This is a genomic window from Confluentibacter citreus, from assembly GCF_002807055.1.
GTDB lineage: Bacteria > Bacteroidota > Bacteroidia > Flavobacteriales > Flavobacteriaceae > Confluentibacter > Confluentibacter citreus.
On record NZ_NIXN01000006.1, the window covers coordinates 187,703 to 202,889 of the forward strand.

The 15,187-nt window shown below is 32.3% G+C and carries 11 protein-coding genes; 3 read left to right on the forward strand and 8 right to left on the reverse strand.

Annotated features, from left to right (window positions below; genetic code table 11):
- Window positions 1-94: 94 nt before the first annotated feature.
- Entirely contained in the window at window positions 95-1,171 is a 1,077-nt protein-coding gene (locus CDH49_RS12460; RefSeq protein ID WP_100615859.1) for an SMP-30/gluconolactonase/LRE family protein, read from the reverse strand.
- A 467-nt stretch (window positions 1,172-1,638) separates the two neighbouring features.
- The gene (locus CDH49_RS12465; protein WP_100615860.1) at window positions 1,639-3,108 is read right to left on the reverse strand and encodes a potassium/proton antiporter; all 1,470 of its coding nucleotides are present in this window, start codon (window positions 3,106-3,108) and stop codon (window positions 1,639-1,641) included.
- A gap of 301 nt (window positions 3,109-3,409) precedes the next feature.
- On the opposite strand from CDH49_RS12465, the gene CDH49_RS12470 reads away from it, so the two are divergent.
- Complete coding sequence (locus tag CDH49_RS12470) at window positions 3,410-4,657, forward strand: hypothetical protein (protein ID WP_100615861.1); 1,248 nt, start codon at window positions 3,410-3,412, stop codon at window positions 4,655-4,657.
- Window positions 4,658-4,728: 71 nt separating this feature from the next.
- Here CDH49_RS12470 and CDH49_RS12475 read toward each other — a convergent pair whose 3' ends face one another.
- The 4 genes from CDH49_RS12475 to CDH49_RS12490 form a co-directional block, all read right to left on the reverse strand.
- A complete protein-coding gene (locus CDH49_RS12475; protein ID WP_100615862.1) occupies window positions 4,729-6,189 on the reverse strand; it encodes an MATE family efflux transporter in 1,461 nt (486 codons plus the stop codon).
- Window positions 6,190-6,191: 2 nt separating this feature from the next.
- Window positions 6,192-7,481 (reverse strand): glycosyltransferase family 4 protein, encoded by a 1,290-nt coding sequence (locus CDH49_RS12480; RefSeq protein WP_100615863.1) that lies wholly within the window; start codon window positions 7,479-7,481, stop codon window positions 6,192-6,194.
- Window positions 7,482-7,542: 61 nt separating this feature from the next.
- Window positions 7,543-9,951, reverse strand: a complete 2,409-nt coding sequence (locus CDH49_RS12485) for a YfhO family protein (RefSeq protein WP_100615864.1) — start codon at window positions 9,949-9,951, stop codon at window positions 7,543-7,545.
- 28 nt (window positions 9,952-9,979) lie between these two features.
- Window positions 9,980-10,261 carry a DUF4834 family protein gene (locus tag CDH49_RS12490; protein WP_100615927.1) on the reverse strand — a complete coding sequence of 94 codons (282 nt, stop codon included), beginning with the start codon at window positions 10,259-10,261 and terminating at the stop codon, window positions 9,980-9,982.
- 144 nt (window positions 10,262-10,405) lie between these two features.
- Between CDH49_RS12490 and CDH49_RS12495 the strand changes: the two genes are divergently transcribed.
- Both CDH49_RS12495 and CDH49_RS12500 read left to right on the forward strand, forming a co-directional pair.
- Window positions 10,406-11,461, forward strand: coding sequence for a transporter (locus tag CDH49_RS12495; protein ID WP_100615865.1), 1,056 nt, complete (start codon window positions 10,406-10,408; stop codon window positions 11,459-11,461).
- Window positions 11,462-11,481: 20 nt separating this feature from the next.
- Entirely contained in the window at window positions 11,482-12,600 is a 1,119-nt protein-coding gene (locus CDH49_RS12500) for a GTP cyclohydrolase (protein ID WP_100615866.1), read from the forward strand.
- A 46-nt stretch (window positions 12,601-12,646) separates the two neighbouring features.
- On the opposite strand, the gene CDH49_RS12505 is transcribed toward CDH49_RS12500, so the two are convergent.
- Both CDH49_RS12505 and CDH49_RS12510 read right to left on the reverse strand, forming a co-directional pair.
- The gene (locus tag CDH49_RS12505) at window positions 12,647-13,906 is read right to left on the reverse strand and encodes an aminotransferase class I/II-fold pyridoxal phosphate-dependent enzyme (protein WP_100615867.1); all 1,260 of its coding nucleotides are present in this window, start codon (window positions 13,904-13,906) and stop codon (window positions 12,647-12,649) included.
- 217 nt (window positions 13,907-14,123) lie between these two features.
- Window positions 14,124-15,164 carry a PLP-dependent cysteine synthase family protein gene (locus CDH49_RS12510; protein WP_100615868.1) on the reverse strand — a complete coding sequence of 347 codons (1,041 nt, stop codon included), beginning with the start codon at window positions 15,162-15,164 and terminating at the stop codon, window positions 14,124-14,126.
- Window positions 15,165-15,187: the final 23 nt, after the last annotated feature.

The window sequence follows — 15,187 nt, forward strand, 5'->3', positions numbered from 1 at the left end:
AAAGTGCTTTTTTTATTGATTAAAATTTAGCCATATAATTATATTAGGCCATCATTCATGTTTTTTTTAAATGATGACAATAAATTTGAGGGTATTAATACTTCTCTACTCCTTTTACATTCATCTTTATTGAAGAAATAAAAGCTTGTGATGTTATAAATAATTCTTTATTATTTTGTCCAGCAAATACATTGTTGGTAGGTCCACTAACTGGGATTTCAAGGATTTTAATACCATTTGGATTATACGCTCTCACACCTGGCCCTCCACTTACATAAACATTTCCTTCATCATCCATAGACATACCATCCAGGAAATTCAAACCAGGAACAAACGTATTGATATTAGAAAGTGATCCATCAGAATTGATATCAAAAGACCAAATACCGCCGGAACCATTATAAGACCATTGATTTACATATAGTTTTTTACCGTCTGGAGTTCCAACTATACCATTTGGCCAAGAATCGTCATTCCATTCAGGCATAGTTGTCACCCTAACCAATTCTGTAGCTCCCGGTGCTAAATAATAAACGTGGCCGCCTTTACCAGAATCGGCTTGTTCAGAATGGGTTGGCTCCCAAGATTGTGCACGTGGGTCATCAACATCCCAATAATCTCTTGGAAATATGGGGTCTGTAATGTACATACCTCCAGTTACTGGATTAATCCATACATCATTTGGTCCATTTAATAGCTTGCCGTTATAATTATCAATTAGCACCTCGTGGCTACCATCAGGGAAAATTTTCCATAATTCTCCGTGCATATCTGCACAGGCAATCAGATTGCCTTCATTGTCAAAGGCCATTCCATTGGCACGTCCTGTACCTTCTAAAAATAATGATACCACTCCTGTATTTGCAGACCATTTATAAATTCTATCGTTTGGTTGGTCGGTAAAAAACACATTGCCATGCTTGTCTACGGCTGGCCCCTCTGTAAAACTAAAGCCTTCTTGCAAGGCCGTTAATTGCCCATGTGCACTAGGAGAAACAAGTTTAAAGGGGTCATAAATATTAGATGGCTCACTATGCTTTTTCCCATTATTGTGTTTAGCGGAAAGTTGTTCGGATTGAAGTTCCTCTGAAGCATCAATGTTGGTTTTCGAACATGAATAAAGCCCAAGGAAGCATACGGTTCCTAGTGCCAAAAACACTCTTTTTTTCATAAAAATGTAATTTTAAAGTTAATAAAAAACGTTATTAATAAAAATGTATTTAAAAAAATATGGCTTTCTCAAATATAAGAGTAATCTCTTACTTTTCAATATATTCGAAAAATATTTTCATATATAAACAATTGTTTTTCAGTATTATACATTTGTTTTTAAGTGAAATCTCGCTTGAAATATGAGCGTTTATAAGGGTTTTTATTTTTTTTTAAATATTTTATTTTTTTTAAAAATATTTAGGTTCTTAGGAATGTATTTTATTAAAAATCAGAATTATGCATGCATAATACAGCTGTTTTTTAATTAAGAAAGGTCAAAATGTGAGATAGCATAACTATTTAAAAAAGCTTGTGATAAAGATTGATTAAATACCTTTATAGGAAATATTTATATGTAAGGCTTGAATTAGGAACTGGGTTTTTAAGTATCTAGTTAACACACTTCTTTTTAATGGTTTTACTATACTATTCTGGTCTTTTACTTAGGCAGTTGTCTACACGCAGGAAATCTTCTTGGCTGTCGGCAAGAACCATTAATATATCATGAAGTTCAATTAATGTAGAACCACCAGGTCTAATATATTCGCCATGCCTTTTAATCATAATGATAAAAGCAGATTTAGGAAAGTGTAGATCAACAATCCTCCTATTTACTGCATAAGAATCATTTAGTATTTCGAATTCCTTCATTGATGATTTTGGAATATCTAATATAAATTTATCTATTTCAGAAATGGGTTTGACCTTTTCAGGCAAAGCCACATGTAACCATTTAGCAACTATAGATAAGGTTGTACCTTGAATAAGAACCGACGTAACAGAAATAAAAAACACAATATTAAATATGATATTGGCTTTTTCGATTCCTGCAAGTAAAGGATACGTTGCAAACACAATTGGCACAGCACCGCGCAAACCTACCCAGGAAATATAAAAACGCCTTCTTAATTTCATTTTAAAAAACATCAAACTTAAAAACACACTTATTGGTCGCGCAATAATTATTAAGAATAAAGATATGAGTAAGCCAATACCCATATATGGAAAAACTTGAGAAGGGAAAACAAGAAGACCTAATGTAAGGAATAGAACAATTTGCATAATCCAAGCCAAACCATCGTACATTTTCAAAATGGTTTTTTTATGTATTAGATCTTGATTTCCTAAATAAACCGCACAGATATAAATAGCAAGAAACCCATTGCCGCCTAAAAAATCGGTTGCAGAAAACGTAATGAACATTAAGGCTATTACTAAAGCAGGGTAAAGACCTTCAAAATCTAGCTTAATCTTGTTTATAATGAACTTACTGAGTTTGCCAAAGACCAAACCTGCTATAGCTCCCAAAATCATTTGCTGTAAAAACAAAGGAATAATAGAAAATATACTTTGATCTTGATTAATTACTAAAGTTAAGAATGCAATAGTAAGCACATACGCCATTGGGTCGTTACTTCCACTTTCTAATTCTAAAGTAGGTCTTAAGTTTGTTTTAAGAGCGAGGCTTTTTGAACGTAAAATTGAGAATACTGCAGCAGCATCCGTTGAGGACACAATCGATCCCAATAGCATACTTTCATAAATGGTGAAATCGGTAATCAACCATACAAAAGTGCCAAGGGATATTGCAGTCAAGAAAACACCTATGGTAGAAAGCACAATGCCTTCCCTAAGAATCGGTTTTACTGATTTCCAATTAGTATCTAGCCCGCCAGAAAATAAAATAAAATTAAGAGCAACTATGCCTATAAACTGGGCGATTTTTGGGTCGTTAAAGTGGATACCACCAATACCGTCTGAACCCGCCAACATTCCTATAGCTAGGAAAAGCAATAATGTAGGAACACCAAATTTATAAGACGTTTTACCCACAATGATGCTCACAAAAAGTAATAATGAGCCAACTAATAGTATGTTTTCAATTGTTAAATTCACAGTCTTACTTTAATATATGGTTTGTAAAGTTACATTTTTGTGTATTTAGTTTTTAAATAATTTTAATGTCACTCCTGTTTAATAGAAATTTTATACTTAAATAGTTTTGCTTATAATTCTGAGAATATTGACGTTAACATTTTTGAGAATCATAATCCCTATAAGCCACATTGAGTGCAAATTAATTCCTTTTGATAAGAAGAAACATTTTTTATAGATTTTCAACCACTTAAATTGCACTCTATTTTTTTGGCACGCTGTTTGTAAATAAAAAAATGTATCACAATTAATACTCACAATTATGAAAAAGTTTATCTACTTATTAGCCGGTATCGTCCTTACAGGATTAACTGCTAATGCAGCTACAATCAATACAGAAAGTAACGCAACTATTTACAACAGAGGTTACGGTAACTCTTTTATTTTTGTTGAAAATGGTATCGAGTTTTCGGTATTCCCTGACGGGCAATTTGATTTTAATATTTTACGTGGTAATTCAAATTTAAATGTATCTGTTGGTTCACCAAACGTAAACATCAGTTTTAACTCTGGTTACGATTACAATGCTTATGTGCAATATGATGAATATGGAGCTATTATCCAAATAGAGAACACACCAATTTATTACGACTTTTATGGACGTATTTCGCAAGTAGGAAATGTAAATATTAACTATAATAACAATGGTTATGTGTCTCGTCTAGGCGGTTTACGTGTTTACTATAATAATTTTAATGTATTTACGCACTTTACAGGTTTTATTAATGTATATAACAGACATTATGTTTACAGACCTTGGCACAGTTACTATAGCATTCCTGCATACCATTACCGTGTAGTTTACAGTAGGCCTTACAGACAGTATTATAACCCTGTTCGTTATGTTTACAACAGACCGTTCTATAACAATCACAGACCAAGAACTGCCATTTATAACAGACGTGGGGATGAGATAAGTAGAAATAGAAGTTATGCAACCGCTCACAGAAGCTCTAAAAATGTTACTGAAATAAATAGAAATTCAAGAAGGGATTATGATGACAATAGAATGTCTCAAAATAATACCAGAAACAATTCTAATTTGAACAGAAATTCCCAAACAAGAAGTGAAAATTCTAGCAATAACAATTTTAGGAGAGATAATAATAGTGCTTCTAGAAATAATGGAGAAATAAATAGAAATGGTAATGTTATAGGAAATAACAATACTTCCAGAAATAATGCAGAAGCCACTAACAATAATAGAACCCGCGAGTCCGTTAATAAAAAAACGGCCCAAAATGTTAATAATTCGAGAATAGAAAATTCAGGAAATATTAGAAATAATTCATTTAATCGTAAACCAGAAAGTTCAAATACTCGTATATATTCAGAGAAAAGTAATAACAGAAGTACCCCACAAGTAACTTCAAGATCTACTCAAAGCAGTTCCTCCAGAAATGTGCAACAAGCACCTTCTAGACAAACTCAAAGTTCATCTAGAGTTATGGAAAATAGAGGTAATTCTAGTAACAATAATAAACAGTCTAATACTAGAAGAAGACTATAAAATTTTGGTTGGTTAGTTGGAAAGCCCTTCGATATGTTTGCCTCAAAGCAAGATTCGTGGGGTTTTCTCTTTTATTTAAAGTTTTTCAATAAAGTATCTACCAATATCGATACATCGCTAGATAAATTAAAGTTATACACGAAGTATATGTATGTAACACATACTAAAACAGACTTTAATCCAATGTTAATAATTGGATTGAAGGGAAAATCCCAAAAATAAAATACCCCAAAACATATTGATATCAGCACAAATACTTTAACGGTATTAATTGTAAATGGTATCATTTTAAACGAATGACTTACACAGTATATTTTTGAAATATTATATACCAATACGGCTATAAAAGTAGCATAAGCAGCGCCTTCTATGCCATATTTCGGTATAAAAAGTACATTTAATAAAACCATAGATGTCATTAAAAATATACCTAGTAGTAGCGCTATAAAATAATAATTACTATTAAAAAGAATGGCGTTATTATTGCCAAGTAAATTATCCGTAAGCTTAGAAATACTTATGAGAATAACTATCAGTAAACCTCCATTATACTTTTCGGGAATTAAGAGATATAGTTCATTAATATTTAAAACGATTAATAAAAAAATCAGTCCGCTTATAACAAATAAACTTAATGAGCTTTTTTTATATAAACTCTTTAATTCTTCTGTGTTCTTGTCATTCAAAAGTTTAGCAGTAATTGGATTAACTATTTGTTCCATGGCTAATAAAGGCACTCCAATAACACTCGCTATGTAAACAGCAACACCGTAATACGCCACTTTTTCAATATCGAGATAATAACCTAGCATGAACTTATCTACTTCTAAAATGATGTTTGCCACAGATCCTGCAATAACAATTAAAAATGTGTATTTTATTATAGCTCCTAGGCCTTTAAATCTAGCAAATTTTAAAACCGGCAACTTAATATTGAACGCATAAATCATCATTATAAATACCCTTACTACATACACTACCACAACCGCATAAATAAAATCTTCTATGGTTATATATTTAAAATATAGTAAGATCAATAACAATGTGGTACCAACTCTGTGGAACAGCTCTTTCATGAAATTCCCAAAAACACTTTGCATATGTACTTTACTCCAAGCATAGAACACTTCAAAATATGCAAATGCAACACCCGAAACATAGATAAGCCAAATATAATCCTCAATAATCACATTGGTTTTTGTAAGCCAAACACTTATGGAATTATAGAACAAATGACCCAATAAGCCGACTGAAACAACCATAAACAATGGTAAAATCAACATGAACAATAAAAAGCTGTTTTGAGATTGTCTTGTTTTATAAGATGAATAAAACTTAATCATGGTATTGTGCACACCAAATGCCATGAGAGGCATCATAATGTTGGCTGTAGAGAAGATGAAAGTCACTAAACCAAAATACGTGTCACTCATAAAATTAGTGAACAAAAAAAGCACATTTATTCCGCCAACCACAAAACCTAAATACGTTGTTAAAGTGTTTTTTATGGATTGTGAAACAATGGTTCCCATCTTCATTGATGCATTAATAGGTCTGCTAACTGTTTAGTTAAATTTTCTCTACTATATTTTTCTAGTCCAATGGCATGAGATTGCAATGTGTTGTTTTTAAAAGCCTCATAGTGATTCATTAAAGTTGCTTTTAATAAATCATAATCGTCATAATAAAAATAATTTCCTGTATTGGTTTCCTTAATTATTCTTTCAACATCCGATCCTATTGGCCCAATGGAAACTATGGGCCTGTTGGAAGCCATGTATTCAAATAATTTACCAGGAATGATGCATCTGGTATTATCTGAATTTATTTCAATCAATAATAATACCTGAGATTTTTTTTGATAAGCAATAGCTTCTTTATGTGATACATAACCTATATTATTTACATAATTAGTTAAATGGTATTTTTCTATGAATTCCATAATATTATCACTAGCAAAGCCTATAAAATTTAATTGAAAATCGTCTTTAAAACCATTTAATTCTTCCAATAAATCCTGTAGAACATGCCATAAAACTTCCGGATTTCTTTCAGATAATAACGATCCTATATGGGAAATAGAAAATTTAGTATCTAATGAAACTGTACTCACAACTTCATTGTCGTAACCATTGGTAATGACTGAAATTGGTTTATTGGTAATATTTTCAAATTCCGTTTTAGTAACATAACTTGTCACAATTATTTTATCGGCACTATTTAAAACCTGTTTTTCCAAAGCCTTATGCTTTTCTTTTGAAGCTTTGGATAGCTTTAATTTTTTATGATAGCCAATGGTTGTCCACGGATCTCTAAAATCCGCCATCCACTCTACCCCTAGTCTTTCTTTCAGTTTTAAGCCAATTAAATGCAAACTGTGTGGCGGTCCTGTGGTAATGATAGTTTCTATATTATTTTGAGAAATATAGTCTGAAAGAAATAAAACAGAAGGTTTTACCCAACCAATTCGGGCATCAGGAATAAAAAAATTTCCCCTTATATAAATCAATAATTTCTGAATGACACTTTGCTTTCTTTGGATAGGTATAATCCCTTTACTTATGGAGTTTGAAGCTTTTTTTGAAAATAGAGTAGCAAACTTATAAGGTTCTTTAATGGGTTGTTTCAAAATAATTAAGTCTTTAGAAACTTCCGCCTTTAAACCTTCGTCTATGATAGGATAATTGGGATTTTCAGGAATATATATGATGGGTTCAATACTAAACTCTGGTAAATACTTAACAAATTTCAACCAACGTTGTACGCCTGGACCTCCTGCTGGTGGCCAGTAATAGGCAATGATTAAAACGTTTTTCTTATTCATTTTTCATTCCTACGGGTATTGGTAGATGTCTGGAAGAAATCCATTAATGTGTAGTTTGTTTTCACCTAAACTCATAAAATATGCCGACCAATAACAACAATCCGACCAAAATAGAACTCGCTAATGCAATACTGCTTCCTGTTTGTATCACTTCTGGTTCAAACTTAAATTCTATAACATGGTTTCCTGCTGGAACTTCCATACCTCGCAACACATAATTAACCCTAATATGAGAAGCTTCTTTTCCGTCAATAAGTGTTTTCCATCCTTTTGGATAGTATACTTCAGAAAAAACCGCAAAACCATTATTTGAATTTTTTGAAATGTATTTTATATAGTTAGGAGTATATTTCACTGCTTTAATTTCAGCCAAAGAATCGACTTCAAACTCATCCTGAATAACATCAGCAATAAACTGATTTTTATTTAAAACTGCCACATTTTTGTTATCCAAACTATCTAAGGCTTTTATTTCCTCATTTGCTGAATCTACAAGTTTGAAGTTTTTAATAAACCAAGAATTACCATTAGCATCTGGATTGTTATAAGGAAATACATTTCCCTGTTCATCTTGAGCAATAATATATTTTGTATTAAACATATTAAGCATATTGATGTTGTTGTTTGAAATGTAAAAATCGAAAACATCTTGATATCTCTGCAATTTAGCGGCATGATATCCATTTAATGAATTATGAAAATAAGATGCTTTGGCTCCAGAAGAAGTAATATCAAAAACCCTGAAATTTGTGGTATCGGTTAAAATGGCTTTATCAGCTTCGTTAGCTTGATAAGGTTTATTAACTTGAATAGCCGATACGAAATCCTCATTATTCACATAACGTTTATTAACGCCTACCAAATCAAACAAAATAAGGGCTCCAAAAGCAACAATAACCCATTGTTGTTTAAGCTTTTCTTTTAAGAATAAATAGATAGCACCTACGGAAAGCATTACTAAAATCAATGTTCTTATAGTATCAGTAGTGAAAATGGATTTTCTATCGGCTTTAACAGCATCCATGAATTCTTGCCCATAACTTTGACGATAAAAACCATCGTTAACTCCGGAAAAATCAAAAGACGATTTAAATACTAAAAACAGAATGGCTATGCCCCCAGTAATCATAGCAGAATATTTCAAAGCTTTTAGCTTTTCTTCTTTTTTTACTAAACCATCAAATAACTTGACAAGTCCAAATACCGCCAATATAGGAACACACAATTCTAAAATAACCTGAATGGAAGTAACAGCTCTAAACTTATTGTAAAGTGGTACATAATCAATAAAAAAATCAGTTAAAAAACCTAAGTTTTTACCGTAAGACAATAATAATGAGAATATTGTACCGCCAACCAGCCACCATTTCAAACGTCCTTTTACCAAAAACAAGGCAAACACAAATAAAAATAATACTACGGCGCCAACGTATGCCGGTGCTTCAACAATTGGTTGTTCGCCCCAATACATAGGTGCTCGTTTCGATTCTTCTGCTGCTTGCGTTGTAGTAGCGCCTAATTTCCTAAAAGCCTCATAGGTAGCAGAATCTGTTCCAACATCTTCTCCATTGCCTCCTCCCATTAATCTGGGGATATATAGATTAAACGTTTCTAAAATGCCGTAACTATATTCAGTAATATAACCATTATCCAATCCAGATGTTGCTTCCTTAGGTGTTCCATCAGGATTTATAGTGAGTTCTCCTTTACCACGAGTACTTTCTTTAACATATTCTTGAGTCGCTAAAATATTGGTGGCGTTTAATGCAACGGCCAAAATAACGGCGCCTAATAATATACCAACTGATTTAAAGTAATGTGGTAATATGTTTTTTTTGTAAGCATCAACCAAATAAGCGATTCCTAAAATAATTATTAAGAACATCAAATAATAAGTCATTTGAAAATGGTTTGCCACTATTTCCAATCCCATGGCTATAGTTGTCAGCAAAAAACCAATAATGTATCTTTTTTGAAACGTGAGGATAATGCCGCTCAATACCAACGGCATATAGGTAATGGCATGTGCTTTACTGTTATGACCAACACCCAAAATAATGATTAAATAGGTTGAAAACCCAAATGCTAACGACCCTAGAATAGCCAATTTATAATCCACTTTTAAAACCAACAAAAGCACATAAAAGCCTATTAGATAAAGAAATAAATAATCTGCTGGTCTTGGTAAAAAGCGAAGCGTTAAATCTAATTTTTTTATATAGTTATGGGGGTATTTGGCCCCTAATTGATAGGTTGGCATACCTGCAAAAGCACTATTGGTCCAATAGGTTTCTTCACCAGTTGCCTCTCTAAAATCATTTTGTTGCTTACTCATGCCTATATATTGCATGATATCGCTTTGAAATATTTGTTTTCCTGATAAAACTGGACTAAAATATGCTAATGAAATAATGATGAAGCCAACTGTAACTAATATATGGGGAAGGACTTTTTTAATTGAAAATTGCATGAATACAGATTAAAATTGATTGTGAAAATTAATCAATTTCTTCGTAATCCACATATTCACCTACATCTTTATTTGAAGTTTTTGTATTTGGCATTTTATCTATTGTCACTTCACCTTCTTTTTTTGTGGTATCTTGTTGGTGTTTTTGAAACTCACTATGTGGCCCTCCAAAACGTTGGGAAGCTTTCTTGGCAACATATTTTAATAGCAATGGCGCAAATATTCGTGTTATTATTTTCAGTCCATAATAAACCAATATAATAATCAGCAATGTTCTTAGTATACCCGTTGCAGATGCAGTTTGTAGCATAAAAAATATTTTTGGCAAAAATACAATTCTATTCATTTAAAAAACGTTCAAAAGCCTTAAAAAAAGTATAAAATATCTATATTTGATAACCCTTTAGATGTTATTTTGCGAAATTATATTTAGAAAAAATCTAAAATCTTTATTATGAACCAAATCAAATCTACCTTTATTTTTACCTTAATTTTAATAACAACCAACTCTTTTGCCCAATATACCGACGTTATAAATTCCAACAGACCTGGTGTGTCGAGAAGTGCTTTTTCTGTCGGCACAAACGTGGTTCAATTTGAGGTGGGTCCTTATATAATTAAGGAGAAACGAACCCCAGCTTTAAAAACTGAAGTTGATGGATTTGGTGTTGATTTTGCTGCTCGTTATGGATTACTATGGGAACCATTAGAGTTAATTATAGAAGGTACGTATCAAAACGATACTAAAACATATTTTTCAAATATCCCGTTTGATGAAGCCAGAGCTAATTTTAAAACCTTAACTATAGGAGCAAAATATCTGGTATTTGATCCCTACAAAAACGCTGAAGACGATAAGCCTAATCTCTATAGCTGGAAAGCCAACCAAGGCTTTAAGTGGAAAAATTTAATCCCCGCGGTATCAGTTTATCTTGGTGCAAATTACGATACAAAAAACAATCCTTATCTAGCACCAGGGACTGAAGGTTTTAGTCCGAAAGCCATAATCATGACTCAAAATAATTTTTCTGGCGGATGGGTTTTAGTTACAAATTTAGTTTTTGACAGACTTTTTGTGAAATTGGTAGATGATAATGGAAATCCAATTATGCTAGATAATGATACAGAATATAAAGCCTCAGAATTCCAATATATTATAACACTTACACATTCTTTCAATCCTAAGTGGGTAATTTTTGGTGAAACTCAAGGTATTAAAAGTGATTTTTATGCTGATAATCTTTTTAGATTTGGTGGGGCTTACTTGTGGAGTAAAGATTTCCAGTTGGATACAGCAGTAACTTTAAATACCAAAGATACACCGTCGGTTTTCAGTGTTAATTTTGGGATGTCTTACAGATTGGACTTTCATAAGGACAAGGAAATAACCAATGAAGATAACGGTACCTCAGTTATGGAAGAAGCTGATCGAAGATCAAGACGTAACAGGTCCAATAATAACACTCAAGATATTCCAAAACCTAAAAGAGAGGCCTTAGATTTCGACTAATTATCGCACCATTCATACATATGATAGTATTAAAAGAAGTAAAAACTAACAAAGACTTAAAAGCATTTGTAAAGTTTCCGTTCGACTTATATAAAGATTCTAAATATTGGGTACCTCCCATCATTAGAGAAGAACTTAAAACATTCAGTAAAAAAGATAATCCAGTATTTAATGACGCCGAAGCCACCTTATTTCTAGCTTATAAAAACAATAGAATCGTTGGAAGAGTGGCTTGCATTATCAATTGGTTAGAAGTTAAAAACCAGGCTTTAAAAAAAATGAGGTTTGGTTGGTTTGATTTTATTGATGATTTAGAAGTATCTCAAGCCCTTTTCAACAAAATAGAAGCTATAGGGAAGTACCATAATTTAGAATTTGCCGAAGGTCCTGTTGGTTTTTCTAATTTAGATAAAGTCGGCGTTATGACCGAAGGATTTGACTCTATAGCCCCTATGGTAACGTGGTACAATTACCCCTATTATGTAAAACACTATGAAGCTGCTAATTACAAAATAGAAAAATCATATTCAGAAAGTAGATTTCCTTTTAAAAATGTTAAGACAGAATTCTTTTTAAAAGCGCAAGAACTTATAAAAAAACGCTATCAACTAAAGGCTTTAAGTTTTACCAAAACAGAAGAAGTCATGCCTTATGCAGATAAAATGTTCGATTTATTTAATGAAAGTTATGCGTCATTATCATCATTTGTAGCCATAACAGATGTTCAAAAAGAATATTTTAAAAAGAAATTTATAAGCTTTATAAACCCTGAATATATAAAATTTGTTGTAGATAAAGATGACAAACTTATTGGTTTTGCCATTGTAATGCCAGCATTTGCAAAGGCTTTACAAAAAATGAATGGTAAGTTATTTCCCTTAGGTTTCCTACATATTTTGCACGCCAAAAAGCACAGTAAAGATGTTATTTTTTATTTGATAGGCATTCACCCAGATTATCAAAATAAAGGTGTACATGCCGTTATTTTTAATGAGTATTATAACACGTTTACCGAAAAAGGCATAGAAACTTGTTTTAGAACCCCCGAATTAGAAGACAATTATGCCATCCATCAAATTTGGAAACATTTTGATCCAGAAGTTTATAAGAGAAGAAAAACGTTTAGAAAAGAGTTATAAAAAAAAGAGCCGCTAAATTAGCGGCTCTTTTCAAAAATATTATATCTTACTCGCCCATAGCTGCCATGACTGCAGCAGACAGACGTTGATAAGTACCATTTTCAAGTCTACTCCTAATAGCTTCAAAAGCATCTAGTGTGATTTTTATATCTTCTAAAGTATGTGTGGCAGTAGGTATTAAACGCAGTAATATTAATCCTTTAGGAATTACTGGATATACAACAATAGAACAGAAAATTCCGAAATTCTCTCTTAAATCCTTTACCAAAGCCATAGCTTCTGGAATGCTCCCTTTTAAATAAACTGGTGTTACACAACTTTGTGTTGTACCAATATCAAAACCTCGTTCTTTAAGTCCGTTTTGTAATGCATTCGTGTTTTCCCAAAGTTTGTTTTTTAATTCAGGCATGGTTTTAAGCATATCTAAACGCTTTCTAGCACCAACAACCAATTGCATTTGCAACGATTTTGCAAACATTTGAGAACGTAAATTATATTTTAAATAATCTATAATTTCTTTATCCGCCGCAATAAAAGCGCCTGTTCCAGCCATAGATTTAGCAAAAGTTGCAAAATACACATCTATGTCATCTTGAACACCTTGCTCTTCGCCAGTTCCTGCCCCTCTCTCTCCCTGTGTACCAAAACCATGGGCATCATCAACCAAAAATCTGAAATTATATTTTTTCTTTAAGGCAGCTATTTCTTTAAGCCTACCTTGCTCACCACGCATTCCAAAAACACCTTCAGAAATCACTAAAATACCGCCGCCTGTTTGCTCCGCCATTTTAGTAGCTCTATCTAAGTTTTTTTCTAAACTTTCAATATCGTTATGTTTATATGTAAAACGTTTACCCATGTGCAAGCGAACACCGTCAATAATACATGCATGTGCATCTACATCATATACAATAATATCATCTTTTGAAACTAGTGCATCAATTGTGGAAACCATCCCTTGATAGCCAAAATTCAATAAGTAAGCGGCTTCTTTATTCACAAACTCTGCTAATTCGTTTTCTAGAGTTTCATGAAGATCTGTATGACCAGACATCATTCTTGCGCCCATAGGGTAAGCCGAACCATAATCGATTCCTGCTTGTGCATCCACTTTTCTAATCTCTGGATGATTAGCCAATCCTAAATAATCATTAATACTCCAAGTAATAACATCTTTTCCTTGAAACTTCATTCGGTTTGAAATTTGACCTTCCAATTTTGGAAATACAAAATAACCTTCTGCTTGTGATGCCCATTTTCCTAGAGGCCCTTTATCCCTATAAATTTTTTCAAATAAATCTTTCATCTATTATAAATCTTATTGCAATTAATGTTTGATGTGAGCAACTATGAGGCTATGATGCTTAATTTAGGAAAGCTATTCTACGTAGTTAGTCCTTGCAAAATTAAATATTTATATTGTTTGTACATAATTTTTACCATTCAATTATTGACGAAACAAAAAAAGAGATAACTTTTTGTGATTACAACAAAGTTATCTCTTTAAAATATAGGCTTATTTGCTATTTTATATATTGAATGGTTTGAGCAGCCTCAGCATTGATACTATCAAAAAAGCCTTGTTCACTCATCCATTTATCACTATAAATCTTGCTCATATACCGAGAACCGTGATCTGGAAATATAACAACCACGTAGTCATCTTTTTTAAATCTTTTTTCTTCACCAAGTTGCTTAATAGCTTGCATGGCAGCCCCAGAAGTATATCCAACAAATAACCCTTCCGTTTTGGCTATTTCTCTTGCTGTGTGAGCACTCTCCTCGTCTGTTACTTTAACAAACTCATCTATAATATCAAAATCTGTCGCTGTTGGAATTAAATTCTTACCAAGACCTTCAATTCTATATGGGTAAATTTCTTCTTCATCAAACTCTCTTGTTTCATGATATTTTTTTATTACAGAACCAAAAGCATCAACACCTATAATTTTAATATTCGGATTTTGTTCTTTTAAATATTTTGCCGTTCCTGAAATTGTTCCTCCAGTACCACTACATGCAATCAAATGAGTGATTTTACCTTCAGTTTGTTTCCAAATTTCAGGCCCTGTAGATTTATAATGTGCATCAATATTAAGTTCATTAAAATATTGATTTATATAAACTGAGCCTTTAATTTCTTCATGAAGTCTTTTAGCAACTTGATAATAAGATCTTGGGTCATTTGCACTAACATGGGCAGGGCAAACGTAAACTTTTGCACCCATTGTTTTGAGCATATCTATTTTATCCGTGGATGATTTTGAACTAACTGCTAAAACACAGTCGTAACCTTTAATAATGCTCACCATAGCAATACTAAAACCAGTATTACCCGACGTTGTTTCTATAATGGTATCTCCCGGCGATAATATACCTTGCTTTTCAGCCTGTTCAATAATATAAAGCGCTATTCTATCTTTTGAGGAATGTCCTGGATTAAAGGATTCTACTTTTGCATAAAAGCTACCTTTAAATTTGGAAGTTAATTTATTGATTCTAATAAGCGGTGTTTTACCTACTAAATCTAATACATTATCAAAAACCTGATTTCTGTGTTTCATAAATGCTATTTATCAGCTAAGTC

Coding starts and splice junctions, on each gene's coding strand:
- CDH49_RS12480 (WP_100615863.1), bottom strand. CDS start 7,481: ATGAATAAGAAAAACGTTTTAATCATTGCCTATTACTGGCCACCAGCA.
- CDH49_RS12470 (WP_100615861.1), top strand. CDS start 3,410: ATGAAAAAGTTTATCTACTTATTAGCCGGTATCGTCCTTACAGGATTA.
- CDH49_RS12505 (WP_100615867.1), bottom strand. CDS start 13,906: ATGAAAGATTTATTTGAAAAAATTTATAGGGATAAAGGGCCTCTAGGA.
- CDH49_RS12485 (WP_100615864.1), bottom strand. CDS start 9,951: ATGCAATTTTCAATTAAAAAAGTCCTTCCCCATATATTAGTTACAGTT.
- CDH49_RS12490 (WP_100615927.1), bottom strand. CDS start 10,261: ATGCTACAAACTGCATCTGCAACGGGTATACTAAGAACATTGCTGATT.
- CDH49_RS12510 (WP_100615868.1), bottom strand. CDS start 15,164: ATGAAACACAGAAATCAGGTTTTTGATAATGTATTAGATTTAGTAGGT.
- CDH49_RS12475 (WP_100615862.1), bottom strand. CDS start 6,189: ATGGGAACCATTGTTTCACAATCCATAAAAAACACTTTAACAACGTAT.
- CDH49_RS12500 (WP_100615866.1), top strand. CDS start 11,482: ATGATAGTATTAAAAGAAGTAAAAACTAACAAAGACTTAAAAGCATTT.
- CDH49_RS12495 (WP_100615865.1), top strand. CDS start 10,406: ATGAACCAAATCAAATCTACCTTTATTTTTACCTTAATTTTAATAACA.
- CDH49_RS12460 (WP_100615859.1), bottom strand. CDS start 1,171: ATGAAAAAAAGAGTGTTTTTGGCACTAGGAACCGTATGCTTCCTTGGG.